25 protein-coding genes and 1 pseudogene are annotated in these 26,651 nt (G+C 64.6%); 12 read left to right on the top strand and 14 right to left on the bottom strand.

What is annotated here, in order from left to right; translation table 11 throughout:
• Positions 1-132: 132 nt before the first annotated feature.
• Positions 133-2,628, bottom strand: a complete 2,496-nt coding sequence (locus tag ACVIGB_RS50610; protein WP_456723595.1) for a penicillin-binding protein 1A — start codon at positions 2,626-2,628, stop codon at positions 133-135.
• A 550-nt stretch (positions 2,629-3,178) separates the two neighbouring features.
• On the opposite strand from ACVIGB_RS50610, the gene ACVIGB_RS50605 reads away from it, so the two are divergent.
• Complete coding sequence (locus tag ACVIGB_RS50605; RefSeq protein WP_092112972.1) at positions 3,179-3,529, top strand: hypothetical protein; 351 nt, start codon at positions 3,179-3,181, stop codon at positions 3,527-3,529.
• Positions 3,530-3,682: 153 nt separating this feature from the next.
• Here the strand turns inward: ACVIGB_RS50605 and ggt are convergent, their stop codons facing one another.
• Positions 3,683-5,389, bottom strand: coding sequence for a gamma-glutamyltransferase (gene ggt, locus ACVIGB_RS50600; protein WP_456723596.1), 1,707 nt, complete (start codon positions 5,387-5,389; stop codon positions 3,683-3,685).
• A 173-nt stretch (positions 5,390-5,562) separates the two neighbouring features.
• Between ggt and ACVIGB_RS50595 the strand changes: the two genes are divergently transcribed.
• Positions 5,563-5,775 (top strand): hypothetical protein, encoded by a 213-nt coding sequence (locus ACVIGB_RS50595; RefSeq protein WP_456723597.1) that lies wholly within the window; start codon positions 5,563-5,565, stop codon positions 5,773-5,775.
• 201 nt (positions 5,776-5,976) lie between these two features.
• Here ACVIGB_RS50595 and ACVIGB_RS50590 read toward each other — a convergent pair whose 3' ends face one another.
• The 8 genes and pseudogenes from ACVIGB_RS50590 to ACVIGB_RS50555 form a co-directional block, all read right to left on the bottom strand.
• On the bottom strand, positions 5,977-7,470 hold the full coding sequence (locus ACVIGB_RS50590) for an amino acid permease (protein WP_456723598.1): 1,494 nt from the start codon (positions 7,468-7,470) through the stop codon (positions 5,977-5,979).
• A gap of 134 nt (positions 7,471-7,604) precedes the next feature.
• A complete protein-coding gene (locus ACVIGB_RS50585) occupies positions 7,605-7,910 on the bottom strand; it encodes a BA14K family protein (RefSeq protein WP_456723599.1) in 306 nt (101 codons plus the stop codon).
• A 191-nt stretch (positions 7,911-8,101) separates the two neighbouring features.
• Positions 8,102-8,599, bottom strand: a complete 498-nt coding sequence (locus tag ACVIGB_RS50580; protein ID WP_456725242.1) for a c-type cytochrome — start codon at positions 8,597-8,599, stop codon at positions 8,102-8,104.
• A gap of 34 nt (positions 8,600-8,633) precedes the next feature.
• A complete protein-coding gene (soxC, locus tag ACVIGB_RS50575) occupies positions 8,634-9,911 on the bottom strand; it encodes a sulfite dehydrogenase (protein WP_456723600.1) in 1,278 nt (425 codons plus the stop codon).
• Between the two features lie 221 nt (positions 9,912-10,132).
• Positions 10,133-10,603, bottom strand: coding sequence for a DUF1801 domain-containing protein (locus tag ACVIGB_RS50570; RefSeq protein WP_456723601.1), 471 nt, complete (start codon positions 10,601-10,603; stop codon positions 10,133-10,135).
• Positions 10,604-10,759: 156 nt separating this feature from the next.
• Entirely contained in the window at positions 10,760-11,716 is a 957-nt protein-coding gene (locus ACVIGB_RS50565; RefSeq protein WP_456723602.1) for a catechol 2,3-dioxygenase, read from the bottom strand.
• 161 nt (positions 11,717-11,877) lie between these two features.
• Positions 11,878-12,063, bottom strand: a complete 186-nt coding sequence (locus ACVIGB_RS50560; RefSeq protein WP_212315109.1) for a hypothetical protein — start codon at positions 12,061-12,063, stop codon at positions 11,878-11,880.
• A 95-nt stretch (positions 12,064-12,158) separates the two neighbouring features.
• A pseudogene (locus ACVIGB_RS50555) lies at positions 12,159-13,934 on the bottom strand (putative bifunctional diguanylate cyclase/phosphodiesterase); the annotation flags it as partial.
• A 514-nt stretch (positions 13,935-14,448) separates the two neighbouring features.
• Between ACVIGB_RS50555 and ACVIGB_RS50550 the strand changes: the two are divergent.
• The 3 genes from ACVIGB_RS50550 to ACVIGB_RS50540 all read left to right on the top strand — a co-directional run bounded on the left by ACVIGB_RS50550 (position 14,449) and on the right by ACVIGB_RS50540 (position 17,392).
• Positions 14,449-16,194: an ATP-binding protein gene (locus ACVIGB_RS50550; RefSeq protein WP_092112929.1), complete on the top strand. Its 1,746-nt coding sequence runs from the start codon at positions 14,449-14,451 to the stop codon at positions 16,192-16,194.
• A gap of 98 nt (positions 16,195-16,292) precedes the next feature.
• Entirely contained in the window at positions 16,293-16,871 is a 579-nt protein-coding gene (locus ACVIGB_RS50545) for a peroxidase-related enzyme (RefSeq protein ID WP_092112926.1), read from the top strand.
• Positions 16,872-16,879: 8 nt separating this feature from the next.
• Entirely contained in the window at positions 16,880-17,392 is a 513-nt protein-coding gene (locus tag ACVIGB_RS50540) for an MgtC/SapB family protein (RefSeq protein WP_456723603.1), read from the top strand.
• On the opposite strand, the gene ACVIGB_RS50535 is transcribed toward ACVIGB_RS50540, so the two are convergent.
• The gene (locus tag ACVIGB_RS50535; RefSeq protein WP_456723604.1) at positions 17,353-17,979 is read right to left on the bottom strand and encodes a ParB-like protein; all 627 of its coding nucleotides are present in this window, start codon (positions 17,977-17,979) and stop codon (positions 17,353-17,355) included. The genes ACVIGB_RS50540 and ACVIGB_RS50535 overlap by 40 nt on opposite strands.
• 87 nt (positions 17,980-18,066) lie before the next feature.
• Between ACVIGB_RS50535 and ACVIGB_RS50530 the strand changes: the two genes are divergently transcribed.
• The 7 genes from ACVIGB_RS50530 to ACVIGB_RS50500 all read left to right on the top strand — a co-directional run bounded on the left by ACVIGB_RS50530 (position 18,067) and on the right by ACVIGB_RS50500 (position 23,794).
• The gene (locus tag ACVIGB_RS50530; RefSeq protein WP_092112917.1) at positions 18,067-18,948 is read left to right on the top strand and encodes an ion channel; all 882 of its coding nucleotides are present in this window, start codon (positions 18,067-18,069) and stop codon (positions 18,946-18,948) included.
• 87 nt (positions 18,949-19,035) lie between these two features.
• Positions 19,036-19,392 (top strand): hypothetical protein, encoded by a 357-nt coding sequence (locus ACVIGB_RS50525; protein WP_456725243.1) that lies wholly within the window; start codon positions 19,036-19,038, stop codon positions 19,390-19,392.
• A gap of 181 nt (positions 19,393-19,573) precedes the next feature.
• Positions 19,574-19,873, top strand: coding sequence for an acyl carrier protein (locus ACVIGB_RS50520; RefSeq protein ID WP_021081038.1), 300 nt, complete (start codon positions 19,574-19,576; stop codon positions 19,871-19,873).
• A gap of 9 nt (positions 19,874-19,882) precedes the next feature.
• Positions 19,883-20,359, top strand: coding sequence for a 3-hydroxyacyl-ACP dehydratase FabZ family protein (locus tag ACVIGB_RS50515; protein ID WP_092112914.1), 477 nt, complete (start codon positions 19,883-19,885; stop codon positions 20,357-20,359).
• The gene (locus ACVIGB_RS50510) at positions 20,352-21,536 is read left to right on the top strand and encodes a beta-ketoacyl-ACP synthase (protein ID WP_212315123.1); all 1,185 of its coding nucleotides are present in this window, start codon (positions 20,352-20,354) and stop codon (positions 21,534-21,536) included. The genes ACVIGB_RS50515 and ACVIGB_RS50510 overlap by 8 nt, the downstream gene beginning before the upstream one ends.
• A 27-nt stretch (positions 21,537-21,563) precedes the next feature.
• Positions 21,564-22,841 (top strand): beta-ketoacyl-ACP synthase, encoded by a 1,278-nt coding sequence (locus ACVIGB_RS50505; RefSeq protein WP_092112903.1) that lies wholly within the window; start codon positions 21,564-21,566, stop codon positions 22,839-22,841.
• Positions 22,842-22,858: 17 nt separating this feature from the next.
• On the top strand, positions 22,859-23,794 hold the full coding sequence (locus ACVIGB_RS50500; protein WP_456723605.1) for a lipid A biosynthesis lauroyl acyltransferase: 936 nt from the start codon (positions 22,859-22,861) through the stop codon (positions 23,792-23,794).
• A 122-nt stretch (positions 23,795-23,916) separates the two neighbouring features.
• Here the strand turns inward: ACVIGB_RS50500 and ACVIGB_RS50495 are convergent, their stop codons facing one another.
• Genes ACVIGB_RS50495 through ACVIGB_RS50485 form a run of 3 tightly spaced genes read right to left on the bottom strand, consistent with a single transcriptional unit; the run spans position 23,917 to position 26,540 of the window.
• Complete coding sequence (locus tag ACVIGB_RS50495; RefSeq protein ID WP_456723606.1) at positions 23,917-25,026, bottom strand: polyamine ABC transporter substrate-binding protein; 1,110 nt, start codon at positions 25,024-25,026, stop codon at positions 23,917-23,919.
• Between the two features lie 6 nt (positions 25,027-25,032).
• Positions 25,033-26,202 carry an aminotransferase gene (locus ACVIGB_RS50490; RefSeq protein WP_456723607.1) on the bottom strand — a complete coding sequence of 390 codons (1,170 nt, stop codon included), beginning with the start codon at positions 26,200-26,202 and terminating at the stop codon, positions 25,033-25,035.
• Positions 26,203-26,210: 8 nt separating this feature from the next.
• A complete protein-coding gene (locus tag ACVIGB_RS50485) occupies positions 26,211-26,540 on the bottom strand; it encodes a rhodanese-like domain-containing protein (RefSeq protein WP_176531973.1) in 330 nt (109 codons plus the stop codon).
• Positions 26,541-26,651 lie beyond the last annotated feature (111 nt).

Here is a 26,651-nt window from a genome sequence, read left to right as displayed (position 1 = left end):
CTGATCAATAGGTCGATCTCGCAAGCGGCACGTTCAACCGCGGCTGACCGGAAGCGCCCTGACAAAGCGCCGCACCGCCGCGCCGGTGCAAGAGACTGAGAAGGCAGTTGGCGGATTTCTTGCGACCGGGCGTCAATACAGCCCGCCCGTCCCTGACCGCATGACGGCGCGATCCGCGTCCGGTGAGATTCCCGGCTGCTGGGTCCCGTCGATCACATCGGTGCCGGCGACCAACGTCGGATCATAGAACGGCGGCGCCTGGCCCGGCTTGAAGGCTTCGAGCACCACGCCCCGGTTCTGACCAGGCGTGGCGCGCAGGCCGGTCTTGGCATCAACCAGCACCAGCCGGATGCCGACCGGCTGCTTGAACGGGGTGGCGGGCTTGTCGGCCAGCGCGAGCTTCAGGAAGTCGCGCGCGATCGGCGCCGCGGTGTGGCCGGCCTGCGCGTTACGGCCGAGCGAGCGCGGCTTGTCGTAGCCGACATAGAGGCCGACCACGAGGTCCGGCGAGAAGCCCACGAACCAAAGGTCCTTGGCCTCGTTCGAGGTGCCGGTCTTGCCGGCGAGCGGCTTGCCGACGTCCTTCAGCGCGGTGCCGGTACCGGCCTGAATCACGCCTTCCATCAGCGAGGTGATCTGGTAGGCGGTCATCGCGTCGAGCACCCTTTCGCGGCGGTCGACAAGTTGCGGCTCGGGCTGGCTCTTCCAGCCCTCCGGCGCGTCGCAGCCGCGGCATTCGCGCTGGTCGTGCCGGAAGATGGTGTGGCCGTAGCGGTCCTGGATGCGGTCGATCAGGGTCGGCTTCACGCGGACGCCGCCATTGGCGATCATCGAATAGGCCGTGGCCATCCGCATCACCGTGGTCTCGCCGGCGCCGAGCGCGTAGGCGAGATAGTTCGGCAACTCGTCATAGACGCCGAAGCGCTTGGCATACTCGCCGATCACAGGCATGCCGATTTCCTGCGCCAGCCGCACCGTCACGGTGTTGAGCGACAGGCGGAGCGCGTTGCGCAGCGTGACCTGGCCCTGATACTTGCCGGTGGAGAAGTTCTCCGGCCGCCAGATGTTGCCCTGCCCCTGGTCGATCTCGATCGGCCCGTCGATCATCACGGTCGATCCGGTGTAGCCATTGTCGAGCGCCGTCGAATAGACGATCGGCTTGAAGGTCGAGCCGGGCTGCCGATAGGCCTGCGTCGCCCGGTTGAACTGGCTCTGGTCGAACGAGAAGCCGCCGACCATCGCGAGCACGCGGCCGGTGTGCGGATCCATCGCCACCATCGCACCCGACAGTTCGGGAATCTGGCGCAGCCGGTACTGGCCTTCGACGGCCTTGCCGTCCTTGAACAGCGGATCGGCGTAGATCACGTCGCCGGGCTGCAGCACCTGCGCCACCGATGTCGGTGTCTTGCCCTTGTACGGGCCGGACAACGCCCTCGCCCATCGCACGCCTTCCAACGTGACGATGCCGGTCTCGCGCTGCTTGCTGATGGCGCCGCCGAGCTCGCGGCCGGGCTGGAAGCCGATCCGCGCCGACTGGTCGTTGCTCTCCAGCACCACCGCCATCCGCCACGGCGAGATGTCCGTGAGCGACTTGATTTCGGCGAGCGGAACGCCCCAATCGCTGGTGAGGTCGAGCTTCTGGATCGCACCGCGATAGCCCTGCTGCTCGTCATAGTTCACGAGCCCCGCCACCATCGCTTTGCGCGCCATCACCTGGACCTTGGGGTCGAGCGTGGTGCGCACCGACAGGCCGCCCTCATAGAGCTTCTTCTCGCCATAGCGCTCGAAGATGTCGCGGCGGACTTCTTCCGAGAAATATTCGCCGGCGAAGGTGTGCGCGCCGTTGCTGCGGTTGGTGACGGTCAGCGGATCCTTGCGCGCCTTGTCGGCGTCGGCAGCGGTGATCCAGCCGTTCTCCTGCAGGCGGTCGATCACGTAATTGCGCCGCTCGATGGCGCGCGCACGGTTGCGCACCGGATGCAGGCTGGCCGGCATTTTCGGCAACGCCGCCAGATAGGCCGCTTCCGAGATCGTCAGTTCATTGACGGACTTGTCGAAATAGACCAGCGAGGCCGCCGCGATGCCGTAGGCACCGAGGCCGAGGTAGATTTCGTTGAGATAGAGCTCGAGGATCTTGTCCTTGGAATAGGCCCGCTCGATTCGCATCGCCAGCAGGGCTTCCTTGATCTTGCGGGTGAACGACACCTCGTTGGTCAACAGGAAGTTCTTGGCGACCTGCTGAGTGATCGTGGAAGCACCCTGCGGACGGCGGTTGGAACCGAAGTTCTGGATGTAGGAGACGCCCGCGCGTGCCATGCCGGTATAGTCGATGCCGCCGTGCTCGTAGAAATTCTTGTCCTCGGCGGCAAGGAAGGCGTTGATCACGAGCTTCGGCACGGCCTGGATCGGCAGATAGAGCCTGCGCTCCTTGGCGAATTCGCCCAGCAGCGATCCGTCGGCCGCGTGCACGCGGGTCATCACCGGCGGCTCGTAGTTCTGGAGCTGCGAATAGTCGGGAAGGTCCTTGGAAAAATGCCAGAACAGCCCTGCGACCGCGGCGAGACCAGCCAGGAACAGGATGGTTCCTGCGGTGAACAGGAACCCGAAGAACCGCAACAGAAATTTCATCGACCAGATTTTCCGTGGCGAATACGTCGCTCGTTCTGAGTGCGCTGCGTGCCACTTAGGCCGCCCGGTATATCGGTCGCACCATGGACCTGCAATTCAACACAGGAGAATTAAAGCGCGCCAGGCGTCAAACTTATGCCATAGAGCCCGGCTCGCGCGCGCAGCCAAATCAGCCCCTCCCCGCTCGTCGGACGCTCCGCAGGACTGCATCGCCCCCAGCCTTCCGTTCCTCGATTCGCCGGGCGTTCGGCGGACGGCACGCCGGTCACCACTCGCTGCGCTTGCGCGGTGAGACGCTTGCGAAAGAAAAGCGCAGGCCGGACCGAGCGCTTGCACTACCCGACTGCCGTTCGAGGCGCTGTGTCGTCAGAAACCGGTGGACCGTGCCGGCGAGCCGACAGGATTATTGGTTTGTTAACCATAACTACCGCAAGTTGTTGTCATACACGCGACTCGCGAGGGCTGGTTTTGCATGGCACTGCGCGGATTTAGACGGCCTTTTACGGCCGACCCGAATGTCCTCGGATTTCCGAGACCTCCCGCATCAGCGATGGGCACTGAAGCCTTGGACCTAGTCTATCAGGCGGCGGATCTGTTCCGCAGCATCGAGGACCGGGCCCGTGCCGGCGAGGCGCGCGCCGAGGCCGCCGAACAGGCGCAGCTCGAAATCATCGCCGCCACCGAGCGCAAGCTGAGGGATGCGTCCCGGGCGCTCGAGGAGGCCCGACGGCGTATCGAGTCCCAGCAGGAGCAACTCGACGCCGCCGAATTCCGGGCCCAGGCCGCCGAAGCCGAGGCGCGTGAAGCCAGGCAATCGCTGGCCCTGGTCGAGGATGCGATCCGCCGGCGCCTGCTGCTCACGAGCGGGCACGACGACGGCAGGTCGACGGCCGTCGCCTGATGCAGTGCCGCAGCGCACAGCCGCGCTGTTTCATCAGCCATTTGTAGCCCGGATGAGCCAACGGGTCGCGCGAACGTGCGCCCGATGACAGGCTCCGCGATATCCGGGGTCCCGCATCTCGCTTCGCTCATGCGGGCTACTGCTCCGTCTCAATCAGTAGCCGGCGGCAAGCCCCGAATTGCGGCGCGGATCGTTCGCCCCATAGAAGCGGTTGCTGCCGACCGGCTTGCCGTCCAGCGACGGCGCGCCGATGATGATGACCGCGAGGTGATTGGCGGGCTGCGGCGGCCCGAACTTCTGGCCCATTCCTTCCAAAATCTTCCGTGTGTCCGGCGATAGCGTGAAGTCCTCGAGGTTGGTCGCCTCCGGAAGCCATTGCTGGTGAAAGCGCGGCATGTCCACGGCTTCCTGTGCGTTCATGCCGTAGTCGATGGCGTTGATCATCGTCAGCAGCACGGCGGTGATGATGCGGCTGCCGCCCGGAGTCCCCACCACCATGACCGGCTTGCCGTCCCTGGTGACGATGGTCGGGCTCATCGAGGACAGTGGACGCTTGCCGGGGACGATGGAATTGGCCTCCCCCTGCACCAGGCCGTAGAGGTTCGGCACGCCGACCTTGGCGGTGAAGTCATCCATCTCGTCGTTCAGGAGCACGCCGGTCTTGGCCGCGGTCACCTTGGCGCCGAACCAGTCGTTGAGCGTGTAGGTCACCGACACCGCGTTGCCGTCCTTGTCGGCGATCGAATAGTGCGTGGTGTTGCTGCCCTCGTGCGGCGGAACGCCTGGCTTGATGTCCTTGGACACGCCGGCCTTGGCCGGGTCGATCACGGCGCGGATCTTCGCGGCGTAGTTCTTGTCGAGCAAACGCTCAAGCGGATTCTTCACGAAGTCGGGGTCGCCGAGATAGCTGTTGCGATCGACATAAGCGTGGCGCATCGCCTCGATCTGGTAGTGCACCGCCTGCGCGGAATGGTAGCCGAGCTCCTTCAGCGGGTAGCCCTCGAGGATGTTCAGGATCTCGCAGATCACCACGCCACCCGAGCTTGGCGGCGGCGCCGAGACCACGTGGTAGCCGCGATAGTCGCATTCGACCGGCGCGAGCTCGCGAACCTTGTAATTGTCGAGATCCTCCTGCGTGAGCAGGCCCTTGCCGGCCTGGCTCGAGGCGACGATCGCCGCTCCCACCCAGCCCTTGTAGAAGCCGTCGGTGCCGCGCTTGCTGATCTCGCGCAGCGTCTCGGCGAGCTCGTGCTGCGTCAGCCGCTCGCCGACCTGGAACGGCTTGCCGTTGTTGAGGAAGATCGCGCCCGAGGCCGGATCGTCCTGAAAATCCTTGGTCGAGGTCTGCAGCATGCTGACGTCGCCCTGGTCCAGCACGAAGCCGTCCTCGGCGAGTTGCAGCGCCGGCGCGATGACGTCCGCGCGCTTCATCGTGCCGTATTTCTCGCGCGCATATTCCATGCCGGCCACCGAGCCGGGCACGCCGACGGCGAGGTGCCCCTTGGTCGACAGGCCGGGAATCACGTTGCCGTCCTTGTCGAGATACATGTTGGCGGTGGCGCCCTTCGGCGCCGTCTCGCGGAAATCCAGGAAGGTCTTGCGGCCGTCGGCAAGCTGGATGGTCATGAACCCGCCGCCACCGAGATTGCCGGCGGCGGGATAGGCCACCGCCAGCGCGTAACCGACCGCGACGGCGGCGTCGACCGCGTTGCCGCCCCGCTTCAACACTTCGATGCCGACTTGCGTCGCGAGATGCTGCGCGGATACCACCATGCCGTTCTCGGCGGCGACCGGCGCAACCGACGCGGCGCGGCCAGGAGCTGACGTCGTGACGCCGATCGCGACAATGGCCGCGACCATCCATCGCGCGCCTGTTTGTGGACTTCTCATTGGAGTTCCCCCGATTGCGCCGTTTGGGTGCGGCGTATGTTCCTTCTATCGGAGCGAGCAAGTGTAGCAGGCCGCGCGCCCGCGCACTATAGGCTCGTCGCGCGCCGCATCGGCCTTGACTTTCCGTTAGCCCGACGCGCGCCGTGGCTTGCCCGGCCGCGATCGACCTGAAGCCGCACAACGGCGCGGTCGGCATGCGCGGTCCCGAATGCGCCCGGCGATGCTACGACGACGATAGCATCCTGATCCGCGCCGCCGCCGATACATTGATGATCTCAACGCCGCCGATCATCACCGAGGACCAGATCGAGGCGAACTTCGCAGCGATCCGCCGCGCGTTGCACGCGATCGAGTGAACCGTTGGCCGCGGACGTTTGACTTTCAATGCCGCAACAAATTCGGTGTCGTCCCTGCGAAAGCAGGGACCCATAACCACGCATGTTGATTGGTTTGCTGCGCTGGAACAACGAATCCCATCCACAACACCCGCCGCGGCGTATGGGTCCCTGCTTTCGCAGGGACGACAGCTTCTTCGCGGAGACGCCGCGCTTGATTTACTACACCCCGCCCCTCGCCCGCAGCCGGCTGTGGCGTCGGCCATAGGCCGCATAGATCACGAGCCCGATCACGAGCCACACCGCGAGCCTGATCCAGGTGTCGAGCGGCAGGCCGAACATCAGGAACAGCGACGTTCCAGCGGCAGCCGGCGCCACCAGCCAGATCGCTGGCGCCTTGAATGGACGCGGCAAGTCCGGATCGCGCAGACGCAGCACCAGCGTTCCGATCGAGACCACGGTGAACGCGAACAGCGTGCCGATCGAGACGAGCTCGCCGACCAACGGCAGCAGCCCGCCGAGAACAGCAGCGACGCTGCCGGCAAAGATGGTCGAGACATAGGGCGTCTGGAAGCGCGGATGGATCCTTGCGGCGATGCCCGGCAGCAGCCCGTCATGCGCCATGGCGCGGAAGATGCGCGGCTGCGCCAGCAGCATGATGAGGATCACCGACGTCAGCCCGAACAGGATGCCGAGCTTGATGAAGGGACCGAGCCAGCCGACGCCAACGGCATCGATGCCGACAGCGATCGGATCGGGCACGCTGAGCTTGTCGTACGGTACGATGCCGGTCAGCACGAAGCCGACCGCGACATAGAGCGCGGCGCAGATCACCAGCGAGCCGAGAATGCCGATCGGCATGTCGCGCTCCGGCGTCTTCGCCTCCTGCGCCGCGGTCGAGATCGCGTCGAAGCCGATATAGGCGAAGAACACCACCGCCGCGCCGCGGACCACGCCGGACCAGCCGAATACGCCGGGACCGGCGTTCGGCGGGATCAGCGCGCCTGACGGATTGCTTGCCGTCACCCAGTTCGCCAGCGATACCGAGGAGGCTGCGGTCGCGAGAAACAATGCGATGACGACGAGCTTGACCACGACGACGAAGCTGGTGAAGCGCGCGGACTCGCGGATGCCGACCACGAGCAGTGCGGTGACGAAGACGATGATCGCCATCGCCGGGATGTTGATCACCGCACCGGTCGACGACCACACACCGCTGTTGGCGTCGTAGGCGAGCGGCGCCGAAGTGAATTGCTGCGGCAGGTTGATGCCGAAATCGCGCATGAAGCTGACGAAATAGCCGGACCATCCAACCGAGACCGCGATCGCGCCGACCGCGTATTCGAGGATCAGGTCCCAGCCGATGATCCAGGCGATCAGCTCGCCGAGCGTGGCATAGGCGTAAGTATACGCGCTGCCGCAGATCGGCACGGTCGACGCCATCTCGGCGTAGCACAGGCCGGCGAAGGCGCAGGCGACGGCACCAAGCATGAAGGAGAGCGTGACGGCGGGTCCGGCATTGGCGGCCGCCGCATGCCCCGTCAGCACGAAGATGCCGGCACCGATGATGCCGCCGATGCCGAGCGTGACCAGCTGCAACGCCGAGAGCGAGCGCTTGAAGACCGGCGTCTCCGCGTCGCCATCGGCGCGTGCTGCCTCCCGCAACAACTCGGAGGTCGACTTTCGATCCCAGAAACCGGCCAGGGTATCGGTCACGCCAACTGTCCTCCACCGCTCGGGTCCGGCGGGACCCGACACGATCAGCGGACTATAACGCGCCCGACGTCCGGGCGTTCGGGCGCAGGGTGATGGCTGGCGTGCTTATCCACCGCGAAACGGGATGCGGTGCCCTATTGGCAGGGATGGCGGCGGCCGTCGCGGCCAAGGAAGGTGCCGGACGCCGGATCGAAGGAATGGTAGCGTACGCAAGAGGACGATGGTGCCGCCGGTATGGCGCCATAGGCATTCGCCGGGTTGCCGCCACGTTGCGCCGCCTGCTGGGCCTCACCCCACGGCGTCAGGGCGCCGCCGTTGATCGCGCTTCGCCCCGGATTCTGCGCGTCGAAAAGCGCCGGCTCCGACATCTGGGCCGCGACTGGCGTGAAGGTCATTCCCACGAGCAGCGCAGCGGCTGCAACGGCCTTGAGTCCGGCCATAGGACCTCTCCGATGGATCAATTGAAATTTGTCCAAGAAACTACGCAAGGGCGGCAGCGCCGTCCCGGTGCCTAGATGCGATGTGGTGACGGCCAAGGTCCCGATGCAGGGACCACCAGGTCACAATGCCGCGAGGCAGCCGCCGGCGCGGCACGACGACCGCGACGCGCAATGGCCGCCCGGCCCGCGCTTCACCGATTATGCACGTCAGGCCGCGGGTCGGAGACGAACCCGTCTCGGTTCGGCATTTTGACGGCGGCGAGCGACTTCGCATCGAGCACCGCGTTGGCGGAGACGATGCCGTTGAGGCTGAGGATGTAGGCGGACACCGCGTAGACATCCTCATTGCTCAGCGACTGCGGCGCGTTCTGCGGCATCGCGCGTCGGATATAGTCGAACAACGTCGGGGCATAGGGCCAGTAGCTGCCGACAGTGCGGATCGGCTTTGGGCTCGCCAGCGTACCCTGCCCGCCGACCAGGCGATCACCGACGCCGCCCTGCCCGCTGTCGCCATGGCACGCCGCGCATTGCTCGCTGAACACGATGCGGCCGCGCTCGACGCTGCCGCTGCCCGGCGGCAACGCCGCGCCGTCACGGCCGATATCGATGTTCCAGCCGGCGATCTCCGCCGGCGTCGCCTCGCGGCCGATGCCGTAGCGCTCCTCGGCATGAACAGCGACGCCGAGCATCGCGATCGCACTCACCAGCGCGGCGGTCTTCAGATTACGCCTGGCCATTGGTCACCTCGCCATTCGCATCGATGCGCCAGGGCCAGATCGCGTTGTTGTGGTAGAACGAGTTGAGACCGCGCACCGCCACCAATTCCGCCAGCGTCGGCTGCACATAGCCGGTCTCGTCGATGGCGCGGCTCTGGATCACTGCGGGGGTGCCGTCCCAGTGCCAGGGCAAGCGGAAGCGCGTGAGCGCGCGCGTCAGCACCGGCTCCTGCAGCTCGGCCTGCTGCCAGCTCTTGCCTTCGTCGAGCGATATCTCGACGCTCTTGATCTTGCCGTGCCCGCTCCACGCAATCCCGGAGATCTCGTGAAAGCCGTGCGTGGCCAGCTTCTGGCCGCCGGACGGTCGCGTGATGATCGACTTGGCCTCCATGTAGAAGGTGAATTCGCGCGACGTGCCGTCCGGCATCGGGTCGGTGTATTTCGAGGTCTCCTCACGCGAATAGGCCGGCTCGGCGACGACCTTGAGCCGGCGCAGCCATTTCACGTTCATGTTGCCCTCGAAGCCCGGCAGCAACAGGCGCAGTGGATAGCCCTGCTGCGGACGCAGCCGCTCGCCGTTCTGGCTGTAGACCAGCATGGCGTCGTCGAGGCACTTCTCGATCGGGATCGAGCGCGTCAACGCGGCGGCGTCGGCGCCTTCGGCGACGATCCATTTGGCGCCCGCCTGCAGGCCCGCTTCGTCCAACACGGTCTTCAGCGGCACGCCGGTCCATTCCGCGCAGCTCAGCAGGCCAACGAGGTCGGAAGCCGTCTTGCCGTAGGGCTTGGTGTAGACCGGATTGCCGGAGCACTCGATGAAGTGGATGCGCGACTGCGACGGAAAGCGGCGGATGTCCTCCATCGTGAACACCAGCGGGCGATCGACCATGCCGTGCAGCATCAGCCGGTGCTCGGCCGGATCGATGGTCGGCACGCCGCCATGGTGACGTTCGTAGAACAGCCCGTTCGGCGTGATGATGCCGTCGAGCTCCTGCAACGGCGTGCGGCCTGACGCGGAGATATATTGCGGCAGCGTCTTCGAGATGTTCTTGACGACGCCCTTCTCGTAGACCGATGGCGTGCCATAGGGCTGGCTTCCCATCGGATCGCCGGGCGTTTTCATCCATTCCGGCACGTTGGGCGGAAGATTATTCCCCTGTTCGGCAAGCGCGGTAGAACCGGCAACTCCCGCGATCGCGGAGCCACCGGCCAGTGCTGCGCCCGCCTGAAGGAATCGCCTGCGAGACGCCTCTCGCACCCGCTTGTCCGTCGTGTGTTCGCTCATCGACGTTTTCCTCTGACGTTACCAGAGCATGATCATGAAAAGTGCGAAGCGGCTTTCCGAGAGGATCATGCCAGGACAACAACCTGAAGCACGATGACGATTCATCGTGCTCCAGCGCAGCCTAACACCAAACGCCCGAGGCGGGGCAACGCTCGCGCGCGCAGGGCTGCATCGACGGCGCGTTGTGGCCATTGCCCGCCGGTCCTGACCTGCATGGCCACTCACATCCGTTCGCCGGGCAATTGACCGGCTTGCTTCACCCAGGCGGCGAACTGGGCTTCGTCGAGCTCGTCGCTCTCATGAATATCGAGATAACGCGTGTGCTGCTGCTTGGACTCGCCCGGCGGCACCGGATGCAGCGATGCGCCGCGAAAGAACGCCACTTTGACATAGCGCGTGAAGACATGGATGCCGAGGAACCAGCCATCGCCTTCGATGCCGTAGAGCGGCGAGTTCCATTTCACGGCCTTGTGCACGCCGGGGATGGTACGCACGATGAGCGCGTCAAGCTTGCGTCCGACGTCGCGCTTCCACCCCGGCATCGCCGCGATAAAGGCTTGCACCGGAGCGTCACCATACCCCTTTGCGATCTGCGGATTGCCGCCTGCGAGCAGGCGCGGCTTTGCAGCCCCGCGCTTCGCAGCTCCCTTCCTTGCGCTTTTCGCCGACGTCTTGGGCGTCCTGCCAGCCATTGTGCCTGTTCTCACCGTTCACGCGCCGCGCGCGACGCAGCGTCCGCCCTCTCAAAGCGGATTATACCGGCTACGCATCCATGTTGTCGTCCGACCGCGCGTGTTCGAGGCGACGGATCGACGCGCGGGGTCAGTTTGCTTGCGGCGGTCGAGCATCTAGTCGATCACCGGCGGCGTGCCGTGGGTGTGAAACGACTCGATCGTCTTCAATCCCCAGGCCTGGCCCTTCTTGCGCTCCTCCTCGGTCCACACGATCGGCTTCCAGTCCGGCGCGAGGATCAGGCGGGCTCCTGCATTGGCGACCTCGACGCGATTGCCGCCGGGCTCGTAGACGTAAAGAAAGAACGTCTGCTGGATCGCATGCTTGTGCGGTCCGGTTTCGATATGCACGCCGTTCTCGAGAAAAATATCCGCGGCCCGCAAGATCTCCTCGCGGCTGTCGAGCGCGTAGGTGACGTGATGGAAGCGGCCCATCTTGCCGTAATGATCGCGGGTATAGGCGAAGTCGTAGCTCTTGTTCGACATCGTCATCCACATCGCCGCTTCCGTGCCGTCGTTGAGCACGATCTGCTCGGTGGTCCGGCACCCCAGGTAGGTCTCGAAGAACAGGCGGTTGGCCTTGATGTCGACCGCGAGGCAGTTGAGATGGTCGAGCCGGCGGACGTTGACGCCGCGCGCCGGAAAGCGCTGCGCCTGGTTCTTCAACGCGGGCTTCAGCTCGGTCGGCGCTTCGTACCATTCGGTCTCGTAATAGAGCTCGATGACGTGGCCGTCGGGATCGCGGCAGCGGAATGCCGGTCCCTGCCCCATGTCGCCATCGATCCAACCGATGTCGAAGCCCGAGCCCTTCAGCGCGGCGACGCGGCGCTCGAGCGCCTGCGGGCTGCGCGCCCGCAGCGCCATGTGCTCCATGCCGGAGGTCTTCGACGCGGTCAGCTTCAGCGAGTAGCGTTCGTAATCGTCCCAGCCGCGCAGATAGACCGACTCGCCCTTCCGGCCGCTGACCGTCATGCCCATGACATCGACGAAGAACTTCAGGCTCTCGTCGGGCTTCGGCGTCAGCAGCTCCATGTGCCCGAGATGAGCGAGATCGAAGATCGGTTCCGGCTGCATGGGGCGGGCTCCTTCCACGACGACGACGCCCGATCGACGGCTTGCCGCTCTGGCGCGCGAGCTTCGGTGCGTCGATTTGTACTAGTGTACAAAGGATTAGGTCCCGTCAACAAAACGTTGATCCCAGAAATTGCGGCAGCCGTTGAGGCCAGCATCCGTGCCTAGCCCTTGGACACCATCACCGGTGCCGGACCGTGCGGCCGGGATAGGGTCGCCGACACCGTCAACGCGACCGCGAGCGCGCACACCATGCAGAGCTTCATCCGCGCGGTACGGCGATCGGTCATCGGCAGGAAGAAGAAGAATGCGATCGCCAGAACGAGAAGCGCATTCACGAGAATGTACATGGCGGAGCCCTCTGGTTGCGTATCAACAAGATGGCCGGCGCTCGCGCGGCATTCCGTGGCTGAAATCACATATTGAAAGCGGCCGGGGCCGGCGGTCAGGCGACCGAGACGACCCTCTCGCGATGCGACGACAGCAGCTTGCGGATTTCGACATCCGGCACCGGCCGGCTGAACAGAAAGCCCTGCATCTCGGTGCAGCCGAGGGTGCGGAGCAGGTTGCGCTGCTGGTCGGTCTCGACGCCTTCGGCGGTCGTGGTCATGTCGCTTGCGGCAGCAATGTTCACGACGGCCTGGACGATGGTGGACGACGCGCCGGTTCCCGCGAGATCCTTGATGAAAGCGCGATCGATCTTGATCTTGTCGAAGGGGAAGCGCTGCAGATAGCTCAGCGACGAATAGCCGGTGCCGAAATCGTCGAGCGCGATCCGGACGCCGAGCTCGCGCAGCTGATGCAGGATATCGAGCGCGGCCTCGTCGTCACGGATCAGCACGGCTTCGGTAATCTCGAGCTCGAGCCGCGAGGGCGCGAGCCCCGACGCCGCGAGCGCGGCCGCGACGTTCAGCGCCAGCGTCTGGCTCTTGAACTGGATCGGAGACACGTTGACCGCGACGTTGATGTGATCCGGCCAGTTCACGGCTTCCCGGCACGCGGTGTTGAGCACCCAGTGCCCGAGATCGTTGATCAGGCCGGTATCCTCGGCGACCGGAATGAAATCTGCCGGCGAGATGGTGCCGCGTTCAGGATGCCGCCAGCGCACCAGCGCCTCGCAACAGCTGACCCGGCCGTCCTCGAGATGGAGCAGCGGTTGATAGTGCAGCTCGAAGCTGCCGTCGGCGATGGCCTGGCGCAATTCCAGTTCGAGGCTGCGCCGCGCCTTGGCACGCGCGTCCATGCCGGCTTCGAAGAACCGGTAGGTGCGGCGCCCATCGCTCTTCGCGCCATAGAGCGCGAGGTCGGCGTTGCGCAGCAATTGATCGAGGTCGAGGCCATCGGCGGGCGCGACGGCGATGCCGATGCTGGCGTCGGTCGTGATCAGCTGCCCACTGCAATCGATCGGCTGGCGGATTGTCTGATAGATCGCGGCCAGCAGCTGCATGGTCTCGGTCTGATCGCGGACCGCAGTCTGGATCACGGCAAACTCGTCGCCGCCGAGCCGCGCCGCGACATCGGTTCCCCCGACGCAGGAGCGCAGGCGTTCGGCGATGGCCCTCAGCAGTTCGTCGCCGATCTGATGGCCGAGCGCGTCGTTGACGCTCTTGAACTCATCGATGTCGATATACATGACCGCGATCTGCTCGTCGGGCCGGATCGCATTCAATGCCTGCTCGAGGCGCTGACGGAACAGCAGGCGGTTGGGCAGATCGGTGAGCGCGTCATAGTGCGCCATATGCGCGATCTTGTTCTCGGTGCGCGTCCGCTCGGTGATGTCCTCGATGGTCGCCACCCATCCGCCCTCCGGGAGCGGATTGTTGACGATCTCGATCGCGCGCCCGCCCGGCGCCTCGGTCAGCTGACGCGTCCCGCGGCCGAGCTTCACATTGCGGATGATGGCATCGCAGAATTCGTCGACGTCGCCATCGAACGAGCCGGTCTCCTGCCGGTGCGCGATCAGCCGCTGCATGGTGCAGCCGGGCTTCGCCACATCGGGCGAGAGCCCGAACATCTCGATGTAGGGACGGTTGCAGATGATGATGCGCGCCGACGCATCGTAGAGCACGAGCCCCTGCGGAATGTTGTCCACGGCGGTCATGAGATTGCGGCGTTCGGTGGCGAGCCGCGCGTCGGACATTTCATGCCGCTTCAGCAACAGGAACACGATCACGGCCATGATCGCGAAGGCCGCCATCAACAGGCCTTCGCGCTCGCTCCATTGCGCGGTCACACTTCCGAACAGGCTGCCCACGAGCAGGCCGGCACAGAACGCCAGCCCCTTGGTCGAGCCGGCGTCGGCATTTCCTGACGATGAATTGCGGTGTTCGATGCGCACGCTGATCTCTCCCGGGCGCGGCATCGTTACGCAGCACTGATGGAAAGGTCGTTACAACTCGCAGTTAGCAATCGGTTACACAATACCTGGAGACAGGGCATAACCCATCGCGCCGAAACCTCCGTAAACCTACGGAGCTGACGATGCACTCCTCGAAGATGGTGAATCCCGCCTTAACGGAAAAGCCGCGAAACAAACCCGGCTGTGCCGGAAAGCGACGATTTCGCCGCCGATGGGCGCGACCGAGCGCAATCTCGCTGCACGATAGAAACAAATCGTCACCGGGAAGGTGTAGATTTAGCCGATGCGCAACCTCGGCGATTTAACGGTTTTTCCAAACCCGGCCGCGCATATTGGTCCGGACATTTAGATTTTGCGAACGAGCCAGGCTGGAACTGTGACATCCTTCGGACGTGTGATCTCTGTGCGCGGCTCGCAGGCCCGGGTTGGGCTGCTGACGGGCGGCCAGATACAGCTTTCAGAAATGCGCGCGACCGTCGGCCGGTTCGTCAGTATCCGCTGCGCGAGCTCGGTCATCGTCGCCATGATCACCGAAGTGTCGTGCGAGAACCTGGCGGCGTCCGACGAATACATGGCGACCGCCTCGGTCGACCTGCTCGGCGAAATCCTCGGCGGCGACCGCCCGAAATTCCAGCGCGGTGTCACCCACTATCCGACCATCGGCGACAGCACCGATCTGATCACCAACCAGGAGCTGCGCACGGTCTATGCGCCGAGCGGCTCGGACCAGATCAATGTCGGCACGCTGCAGCAGGACCGTTCGGTTATCGCTTATGTCGACGTCGAGGAAATGCTCTCCAAGCACTTCGCGGTGCTCGGCTCGACCGGCGTCGGCAAATCCACCGGCGTGTCGCTGCTGCTCAACGAGATCCTGAAGTCGCGGCCGAACCTGCGCATCTTCCTGCTCGACGTGCACAACGAATACGGCCGCTGCTTCGGCGAGCGCGCGCAGGTGCTCAACCCGCGAAACCTGAAGCTGCCGTTCTGGCTGTTCAACTTCGAAGAGATCGTCGACGTGCTGTTCGGCGGCCGGCCCGGCGTGCCCGACGAACTCGACATCCTCGCCGAAGTGATCCCGATGGCGAAGGGCATCTACACCCAGTACCAGAACTCCGACCGGGTCGGTCTCGGGCTCAAGCGGGTCGACCCCAAGCAGGTCGGCTACACCGTCGATACGCCGGTGCCCTATCGCCTCGTCGACCTGATCTCGCTGATCGACGAGCGCATGGGCAAGCTCGAGAACCGCTCCTCGCGCATCATCTATCACAAGCTGATCTCGCGCATCGACGCGGTGCGCAACGATCCGCGCTACGCCTTCATGTTCGACAATGCCAATGTCGGCGGCGATACCATGGCCGAGGTGATCAGCCATCTGTTCCGCCTGCCCGCCAACGGCAAGCCGATGACGATCATGCAGCTCGCGGGCTTCCCGGCTGAAGTCGTCGATTCCGTGGTGTCGGTGCTGTGCCGCATGGCGTTCGATTTCGGGCTGTGGAGCGACGGCGTCTCGCCGATGCTGTTCGTCTGCGAGGAAGCGCACCGCTACGCCTCCGCGGACCGTAACATCGGCTTCGGGCCGACCCGCAAGGCGGTGTCGCGCATCGCCAAGGAAGGCCGCAAATACGGCGTCTATCTCGGCCTGATCACCCAGCGTCCGGCCGAGCTCGACGCGACCATCATCTCCCAGTGCAACACGCTGTTCACGATGCGGCTTGCCAACGACCGCGACCAGGCGCTGCTGCGCTCCGCAGTGTCGGATGCCGCCGCCAATTTGCTGTCGTTCGTGCCTTCGCTCGGCACCCGCGAAGTGCTGGCGTTCGGCGAAGGCGTGGCGCTGCCGACCCGGCTGCGCTTCAAGGAGGTGCCGCCGCACCAGTTGCCGCGCGGCGAAGCCACCATCGCAACGGTGCCGTCGGTCACCGCCGGCCATGACATGCATTTCGTCAGCGCCGTGCTGGAGCGCTGGCGCGGCGCCACCTCGCATCGCGACACGCAGAGCGACGCCAACTTCAACCCTCCCGCACCGCCGCGCACCGTGGCGCCCGCCGAGGCGCCGATGCTGCAGCCGTCATTGGGCCTCGATCCGGACCGCTTCTCGCTCCTGAAGAAGCCACTGCGCTGACGTCACTATGGCAGGGCGCCGATGCGCCTTGCGCCCAAGCCGTCATCCACTATGGTTTCGCGTGACGCCGCGTCCCCGCGGCACGCCGGAACCATCTCATGACGCAGCCGACCGCAAAACGCTTCCCGACGCCCGCTCTCGACAAGCTCCCCGAGGATATCCGCACCCGCATCCTGGCGGTGCAGGAGAAGTCCGGCTTCGTGCCGAACGTATTCCTCACTCTGGCCTACCGTCCCGACGAGTTTCGCGCATTCTTTGCCTATCACGACGCGCTGATGGAAAAGGACTCCGGCCTCTCCAAGGCCGAACGCGAGATGATCGTGGTGGCGACCAGCGCCGCCAACCAGTGCCAGTATTGCGTGATCGCCCATGGCGCGATCCTGCGCATCCGCGCCAAGAACCCTGAGATCGCCGACCAGATCGCGATCAACTACCGCAAGGCCGACATCACGCCGCGGCAGCGCGCGATGCTCGATTTCGCCATGAAAGTCAGCCGCGCCGCCGAGGAAGTCTCGGAGGCGGACTTTACGGCGCTCGCGACCCACGGCTTCAGCGACGACGACGTCTGGGATATTGCCGCGGTCGCGGCCTTCTTCGCGCTCTCGAACCGGCTTGCGAACGTCACCGGCATGCGGCCGAACGCCGAGTTCTACATGCTCGGCCGGCAGCCGAAATAGAGGACGCCTTGGTCGACTGGAGCGAGATCGTCCTGCGTCTCGGCGCGGCCACTCTTGCCGGCAGCGCGATCGGGCTCGACCGCGACCTGCGCGGCAAGCCGATCGGGCTGAAGACGCTGGGTCTCGTCAGCCTCTCGACGGCCACGGTCGTGCTGCTGGCCTTGCAGGCGGTTGGGCCCGGTCAGTTTACCGATGCCGTGAGCCGCGTGATCCAGGGCGTGCTGACCGGCATCGGTTTTCTCGGCGCCGGCGTGATCGTTCGCCAGGGCGACCGCTTTCAGGTCCGCGGGCTGACCAGCGCCGCATGCGCGTTCTTCGCCGCCTGCGTCGGGATTGTCTGCGGCGCAGGACACTGGCCGATCGTCATCACCGCGCTCGTGCTGGCATTCCTGCTGCTGACCTTCGGCAAGCGGACCGAGCGGTGGCTGCACCACGCGCTCGGGGGCAGGGAGGACCCGCACAGACCGGAGGCCACGCCCGGTCAGTCGTCAGATGCCGGCCCGCACCAGCCGGGCAGATAGACCGCGTCCTTGCCGCGGCCCAGCGCCAACCCCTTCTCCAGCGCCTTGGCGAAATTGTTCTCCACGGTCTTGCGCGGGATGTGGCGGCGCAGGAAGTCGGCCCACAGGAATTCGCTGAACGGCGTCGTGTCCTTGGCGAAACCGCCGGCCCGGCGCATCTCGCCGGCGAGACTGCGGAACGGATCGTCCTTGAGATCCTTGATCGATCTCGGAATGTCCCTGAAATGGCAGCGCTCGCCCTTTGCGTTATAGGGATAGACCCAGCGCTTGTTGTCCATCACGCCCCAGAACACGTCACGTTCGACCATCGTGAGATCGCCGATCACAGTGACCAGGATGTCCTTGACGCCCTCCTCGTGCAGCGCCCGCGCCATGTGATGATGGTCGACCACGTAGTAGCGATCGTCCGGTCCATGGACCACCGGGATCATGTGCTTGCCCAACAGCTCCGCGCGCTTCTTGTTTGAAGCATGCTCGCGCCAGCGCTTCCGCTTCTCCTTCACCTCGTGCATGCCGACCGTCATCTGGGTCGGTCGCAGCGACATGATCGGGACCGGTTTGACGTAGGGCTCGCGCGTATGGGCCATGCTTTGTACTCTCGTTTGACCGGCACTCCGGAATGGGTTCCATTATGACATGATGTCACAGGCAGGCGGAAGAGCCGGTTCGTCGGAATGGCACTGAGAGCAAGCGAACGCGTGAAGGCGCGCACGATCCGTTTCGGCAACCGCGAGGTCGTGACCGAAGGGTTGGAGCTCAGTTTCTGGGCAGACATAAGCCATCGCTGCATGACGGCATCGTGGCCCGCCTTTATTGGCGGTGCAGCATTGGTGTTCATCACCTTCAACGCCGTCTTCGCCTTGATGTATTGGCTTGGCGATCATCCGATCGCCAACGTGCCTGACGGCCAATACATCGACTACCTCTATTTCAGCATCGAGACACTTTCGACCGCGGGCTATGGCGACATGCACCCGCAGACGCATTACGGGCACTTCATCGCCACCATCGAACTCTTCACCGGCATCTTCTCGATGTCGCTGATGACCGGGCTGATCTTCGCCCGCTTCTCGCGGCCGAGCGCGCGCCTGCTGTTCGCCGACAATCCCGTGATCTCGGACCATGAGGGCCAGCTCACGTTGATGATCCGCCTGGCCAACGAGCGGCACAACATCATCGCCAATGCCACCGCGCGGCTGTGGCTGTTCAAGAACGGCGTCAGCAAGGAAGGCATGCCATACCGCCGGTTCTACGAACTGCCGCTGCTGCGCAGCGAGAGCCCGGCGCTGGCGCTGAGCTGGACCCTGTTTCATGTGATCGACCAGGACAGCCCGCTCTACGGTCTCGACGCCGCGGAGCTGGAAGCCGTCAATGCCGGGCTCGGCCTCTTCGTGTCAGGCTATGACGACGTTGCGGCGCAAACTGTGCATGCGCGAAAATCGTACGAACATTCCGACGTCCGCTTCGGCCATCGCTATGCCGAGATCCTGCAGGCGACCGAAGACGGCCGTCTGCGCATCGACTACAGTCGGTTCCACGAGACCATCGAAGGATAAATACCACCTCTGCGCGCATCAAGATTTTAGGTGTGAAGCGCAGCGAACATGCTAAACATAAGCGGCGACGCGACCGGACTGACAACAGTGAAGACGCAGCGGCCAATTTCCTCGGATGACGAGCACGTGGTGCTGAAATTCCGGCCGCGCACCTCGGCGCAGCCGCCCGGCAAGCGCGAGGAGGCGGTCCGATCGACCCGCCCGACTTCCGTCGCTCCTGTTTCCGTCGCCAACGACCTCTCCCGCTATGAGAAGCCGCGCGAGGAGCCGGACGATTTCCGCCAGCGCATGCTTGCCAACATCGCCGCCTTCGCCTTCACCGTGGCGCTCACCGCGATCGGTATCTGGCTCGCCATGAGCATCGCCGATTTGCGCAAGACCCAGGATTGCGTGCTGATGGGACGCCGGGATTGCGCGAAGATTACGGTGATGCCACGCAGCTAGGCAGGCCGGAACCGTACCCAAAAACCGTCCTCGCCAGGCCGGCCAAGCTCCATTGAACTAACGGCCCTGCTCCGATATACGGGCACACGACTCCGGCAGCAGCAATCAGGCAATCCGGGGCACCGCGCCCGCCTCCTCCGAGCCGACCCGGAATTACCTTCAATATATCAAAGGCTTAATGATGTCCTCCACATTCGAGCAGATCGCCAACATTATCGCGGAGACCTGCGACATCCCGCGCGATACGATCAAGCCGGAGAGCCACGCGATCGACGATCTGGGGATCGACAGCCTCGACTTCCTCGACATCGCCTTTGCCATCGACAAGGCCTTCGGGATCAAGATGCCGCTTGAGAAGTGGACCCAGGAGGTCAACGACGGCAAGGCCACGACGGAGCAGTACTTCGTGTTGCAGAATCTCGCCGACCGCATCGACGAGCTGGTTGCGGCCAAAAACGCGGGCACAGGCTCAGCCTCGTAATCGCCCATCATGCAGCTTGAAACTTTTCAGCTGATCGATCGGATTGTCGACCTCAACCTCGACGCAAAGACGATTGTCGTCGAGGCGGATGTCCCGCCGGACAGCCACTCTGTGTTCACGGGGCACTTCCCGGGCTACCCGATCATGCCCGGCGTGTTGCTCACCGAAGCAATGGCCCAGAGCTCGGGCTGGCTGATCCTCGGTCTGACCAAGTTCGAGCGCATGCCCTTCCTCGCCATGGTCAAGGAAGCCAAGATGCGTGGCTTCGTCAGCCCCGGCTCGGTACTGACGATCGAAGCCAGGATCGAACACGAAGGTTCAGGCTTCACCGTGACCTCGGCGAAGGTCCGCGTCGGCAAGGAGCTGAAGTGCAACGCCGAGCTGACCTTCCGTCATATCCCCTTCCCCAGCCCGGACTTGCGTGTGCACATGGATGCGCTCGCCAACAAGATCGGGTTTCCGCTGCAGGCAATGAGTCATGGCTGAGAAGGAAGTCTGGATCACCGGCGTCGGCCTGCTCTCCTCGCTCGGCGAGGGGCTGGATGCGCATTGGGAGGCGCTCGGCGCCAAGCGCGTCAATGCCGACGAGAAGCGTCTCGCGCCGTACGTGATCCATCCGATCGCCCCCGTCAGCTTCGACGCCCAGATCCCGAAGAAGGGCGATCAGCGTCAGATGGAGACGTGGCAGCGGATCGGCACCTACGCCGCCGGGCTGGCGCTTGATTCCGCTGGCGTCAAAGGCAATCAGGAAATCCTGTCGCGGATGGACATGATCATCGCAGCCGGTGGCGGCGAGCGTGACCTCAATGTCGACCTGGCGATCATGAACGCCGATGCGCAGGGCAAGCTGCCGCCTGCCGCCCTCAACGAAAAGCTGATGAACGAGCTGCGCCCGACGCTGTTCCTGGCGCAGCTCTCCAACCTGCTTGCCGGCAACATCGCGATCGTTCACGGCGTGTGCGGGACGTCGCGCACCTTCATGGGCGAGGAAGCCTCGAGCATCGACGCTGCGCGGATCGCCGTCGCACGCATCGGGGCCGGACAGAGCGACATCGCGCTGGTCGGCGCGGCTCACAATGGCGATCGCGGCGACCTCTTGATGCTCTATTCGTTCGGCGACTTCGCCCTCAAGGATCAATACGCCTCGGTCTGGGCCCGCCGAAACAACCCGGGCTTCGCCATCGGCTCTGCCGGCGTATTTCTGGTGATGGAATCGCGCGAGCACGCTGAGGCGCGCGGCGCCAAGCCGTACGCCAAGCTGACCAAGGTGGTCGCCGATCTTGCCAAGCGCAAGCAGCCCGGCGCAGTGACGAAGTCGCTGCAGGCGATGTGGCCGCAGCTCGGGGTCAGCAACGACAACGCGATGCTGATCACGGGCGCAACCGGCGCCGAGCCCGCGACCGCCGAGGAGCGCGAATTCCTCGGGCAGCATCCCGGCCTTGCCGTGCGCGCCACCGGAACGACCTTTGGGCACACCATGGAGGCGCAGTTCCCGCTCGGGCTCGCGCTGGCCGCGTTGTCGATTTCCCGCGGCGCGCTCTATCCGGCCAACGACCCGACCGGGCTGGAGGTTGAAAAGACCGAAGCGCCAACCCAGATTGTCGTGTTGGGGGTCGGCCACTGGCAGGGCGAAGGCATGGCACTGGTCGAGGCCGTCAAGTAATTCGGCACAAGCACCGACGGGGACACCATGACAGCACCACGCGATAAATTCGGCCGACCGATCGTCGTCGTGACCGGCATGGGAATCGTGACGTCGCTCGGCGGCGGCAAGACCGACAATTGGAAGCGCCTCAGCGCGGGCGAGTCCGGCATCAAGACCGTGACGCGCTTCCCGCTCGACAGTCTGAAGACGACGATGGCCGGCGCCGTCGATTTCGTCACCGTCGACCCGTTCTCCTCGACCAGCCTGTCGCAGCGCCTGGCGGAGATCGCGACCGAAGAAGCGCTGGAGCAGTCCGGCATCGGCAGCAAGGGCGACTTCCCCGGCCCGCTGTTTCTCGCGGTCGCGCCGATCGAGACCGAGTGGCCGCAGCGGCTCGAAGTGGCGCGCGAGGTTCCGACCAAGGACTTTGGCATCATCGACTATCTGGCGACCTGCAGCGGCGGCAAGTTTACGCACTTCCACCGGCGCTTCACTTTCGGTTCGGTCGCGCTCAACCTCGCCGAGACCTTCGGCACCAAGGGGTCGCCGATTTCGCTCTCGACGGCTTGCGCGTCCGGTGCGACCGCGATCCAGCTCGGCGTCGAGGCGATCCGCCGCGGCGAAACCGATGCAACGCTGTGCGTCGCGACCGACGGCTCGGTCAATCCGGAAGCCCTGGTGCGCTTCTCGCTGCTCTCGGCGCTCTCCACCCAGAACGATCCGCCCCAGGGCGCCTCGAAGCCGTTCTCGAAGAACCGCGACGGCTTCGTGATGGCCGAAGGCGCCGGCGCACTGGTGCTGGAGAGCTACGACGCCGCGATGGCGCGCGGCGCGCGCATTCTGGGCGTCGTCGCCGGCTGCGGCGAGCTCACCGACTCCTTCCATCGCACCCGCTCCGCCCCCGACGGCAAGCCGGCGATCGGCTGCGTGCGCAAGACACTTGCTGACGCGGGCATGGAGCCCGAGCAAATCGACCACATCAACGCGCACGGCACCTCGACGCCGGAAAACGACAAGATGGAATATCTTGCGACCGCGGCGGTGTTCGGCGAACACACCAAAAACATTCCGGTGTCGTCGAACAAATCGATGGTCGGCCACACCATCTCGGCAGCCGGTGCAGTCGAGGCGATCTTCTCGCTGCTCACGCTCGAGCATCAGCGGATTCCGCCGACGATCAATTACGAGGTGCCCGATCCCGCGATCCCGTTCGATGTGGTCGGCAACAAGGCACGCGACGCCAAGGTGACCGCCGTGATGTCGAACTCGTTCGGGTTCGGCGGGCAGAACGCTTCGCTGATCCTGACGCGCGAGCCGGCCTAGCGCCCTCGCCTCATCAGATGAAACGCCTGCTCCTTCGCGCCCGCGCGCATCTGCGTGATGCCGCAAAGCCCGTGACCGATGCGGCGATCGGCGGGCTGACGATCGGCCTGCTGCGCACCACGCGCTATTTCGATCCGGAGAAGACCGCACGGTTCTTCGGCCGCGCCGCGCATTTCATTGGCCGCCGGCTGCGCGAGGATCGCATCGGCCGCGAGAACCTCACAGCCGCCTTCCCGGAAAAGTCACCGCAGGAGATCGAAGAGATCCTGACGGGCGTCTGGCACAACCTCGGACGCATCGGCGCCGAATTCGCGCACATCGACCGCATCTGGGACCACGATCCCCGGAATCCCGACAAGCCGGGCCGCGTCGAATTCTCGGCGCGCAGCAAGCAGCTGTTCGACCAGTTGCGTGACGACGGCAAGCCGGCCTTGTTCTTTGCCGCACATCTCGGCAACTGGGAGCTCTCTCCGATTGCCGCGGCGGCACATGGGCTCGATGCTACGATTCTGTTCCGGCGGCCGAACATCGAAGCCGCCGACCGCGCTATCGAACGCATCCGCGCAGTCAATCTGGGCACGCTGGTGCCGGCCGGCCGCGACGCGCCGCTCAAGCTGGCGCAGGCGCTGAAGAACGGTCAGCACGTCGCGATGCTGGTCGACCAGTATTTGACCAACGGCGTTCCGGTCACCTTCTTCGGCCGCAAGACCACCGCTAACCCGCTGCTGGCGCGCCTGCGCCGCCAGATCGACTGCCCGATCCACGGTACCCGGATCATCCGCCTGCCCGACGGCCGCTTCCGCGGCGAGGTCACCGAGGAAGTGAAGCCGGTGTTCGACGCATCCGGCCAGATCGATATCCAGGGCACGATGCAGGCGATCACCGACATCGTCGAGGGCTGGGTCCGCGAATATCCGGATCAGTGGCTCTGGCTGCACCGGCGCTGGCGGTAGGCGGAGACTGTCATTCGTCATTGCGAGCGAAGCGAAGCAATCCACCTCGCCACTTGCGGAACCATGGATTGCTTCGTCGCTGACGCTCCTCGCAATGACGGCACGCTACTGCGACGAGAATGTCACTTCCCCGTCTTCACCCGCGTCCACAAGCGATTGATGATCCGCTGCGTCGCCGGATCGCGCGCCGTGATCACGAACAGCTTCTTCTGCATCGCCTCGTCGGGATAGATGTTCTTGTCGTTGAAGATCTTCGGATCGATCAGCTTCTGACTCGCCAGATTGCCGTTGGCGTAGGACAGGAAGTTCGAATTCTTCGCCGCGACGTCGGGACGGTAGAGGTAGTTGATCAGCTCATAGGCTTCAGCGACGTTCTTTGCGTCCGCCGGAATCGCGAGATTGTCGAAGAACATCTGCGCGCCCTCCTTCGGGATCGTGTAGCCGATCTCGACGCCGGACTTGGCTTCCGCCGCCCGGCTGCGCGCCTGCATGATGTCGCCCGACCATCCGACCACGAAGCAGATCTCACCCGAGGCCAGCGCGCTGAGATATTCGGACGAGTGGAATTTGCGCACATAGGGCCGGATCTTGATGACGAGATCGGCGGCCTTCTCGAGGTCAGGCTGCTTGGTCGAGTTCGGATCCAGCCCGAGATAGCTCAGCGCCGCCGGCAGGATGTCGTCGGCGGAATCCAGCATGTGGATGCCGCAATCCTTGAACTTGGCGAGGTTCTCCGGCTTGAACACCATGTCCCAGCTGTCGATCCTGGCGTCGGGCCCGAGAATCTTCTCCGCCATCTTGACGTTGTAGCCGATGCCGGTGGTGCCCCACATGTAGTTGGCGCCGTAATTGTTGCCGGGATCGTAGGTGGCGAGTTGCTCCGTCACCACGGGCCACGCGTTGGCAAGGTTCGGCAGCTTCGACTTGTCGAGCTTGAGGAACACCTTCGCGGTGATCTGGCGCTGCAGGAAATAGCCGGTCGGCACCACGACGTCGTAGCCCGACTTGCCGGCGAGCAGCCGCGTCTCCAGCGTCTCGTTGGCGTCGAACGTGTCGTAGACCACCCTGATGCCGGTTTCCTTGGTGAAGTCCTCGAGGACTCCCGGCGCCATGTAGTTCGACCAGTTGTAGAAGTTGACCGTGCGCTCCTCCGCGCTGGCGGAAGCAGCGAACAACAGAACCGTGGCGACCGTACCGACAAAGTTGACGAGACGACGGCTCTGCTTCTGCATTCTGGTCTACCTCTTGCGACGATGCACTGCGTCGGACAGCCGCTCCAGCGCGGTGTCGAGCGTCGAGTCCTTCTTGGCGAAACAGAAACGCACCACCGACGTCACCGCATCCTGCTCGTAAAACGCCGACACTGGAATAGCCGCAACCTTGTAATCCTGCACAATTCGCCAGCAGAACTCCGCATCGGTCTCATTCAGTCCAAGCGGCGACAGATCGACGGTGAGGAAGTAAGTTCCCTGCGACTTCAGCACCGGAAAGCCGATGCTCTCGAGCCCCTTGGTGAGGCGGTCGCGGCTGCGCGCCATGTCCTTGCGCATGTCCAAGAAATAATTGTCCGGCTTGTTGAGGCCGTACGCGACCGCCGCCTGCAGATTCGGCGCCGTCGTGAAGGTCAGGAACTGGTGCACCTTCGCAGCGACGCGCAGCAGCGGCGGCGCGGCGCAGACGAAGCCGATCTTCCATCCGGTCAGCGAAAAGATCTTGCCCGCGCTGCCGACCTTGATGGTGCGGTCGCGCATGCCCGGGATCGTGATCAGCGGGATGTGCTCGCGGCCGTCGAACACGACGTGCTCCCAGACCTCGTCGCAGATCGCGACCACGTCGAACTCCTGGCAGTACCGCGCCAGCAGTTCGAGGTCCTCGCGCGGATAGACCACCGCCGCCGGGTTGAGCGGATTGTTGAACAGCACCGCCTTGGTCTTGTGGTTGAAGACGCTGCGCAGCATCTCCTCGTTCAGCCGCCACTCCGGCGGCTCGAGCCGCAACAGCCGCGGAATGCCGCCGGCCTGGCGGATGATCGGCAGATAGGAATCATAAACCGGCTGGAAGCACACCACCTCGTCGCCGGGCTCGACCACGGACAGGATCGAGGAGGTCAGCGCCTCGGTGCCGCCGGAGGTGACCATCACCTCGGTCATCGGATCGAGCTTGAGCCCGTGCCAGTGGCCGTAATGCGATGCGATCGCCTGACGGAGTTCCGGAATGCCCATCATCGACGGATACTGGTTGTAGCCGTTGATGGACGCGTCCGCGGCGGCGCGGCGGATGTCCTCCGGTCCGGGATCGTCGGGAAAGCCTTGGCCGAGATTGATGGCGTTGTTGTCGCGAGCAGCCTGCGACATCGCCTCGAAGATCGTGACGGGAAGGTCCGCGAAGACCTTGTTCATGGAGGTCATGTCAGGGATCAGCCGCCCGTCTTGGTGGGCAGTCCCGCCGCCTTCCAGCCGATGATGCCGCCGGCCAGATGCTTGTCGTAGGGCAGGCCCGCCGCCTGGGCAGCCAGCGAGGCCGTCACCGAGCGCTTGCCGGAGCGGCAAGCGAACACCACCTGCTTGCCCTGCGGATCGGGAATCGCTGATGGATCGAACGTCGACAACGGCACCACGACGCCATCGGGATAGGCCTCGACGGCGACCTCATTGGGCTCGCGGACATCGACGAGCAGATAGCGGCCTTCCGCTATGCCCTTCGACACCTCGTCCGGAAACAAATCTTCCACCTTGTGGTCTGCCACGGAAATATCCTCCCGACTATCCGATTGGCGAGCGTCATGCGGCTCGCCGGTCCGGGCCGCAAAGTCGCCTCTCGCGCGGAGAAAATCAAGCGCCCGAAACGGGTTAGATGC

The organism is Bradyrhizobium sp. USDA 4341, from assembly GCF_054063755.1.
This window is presented reverse-complemented; position numbering and strand designations above follow the sequence as displayed.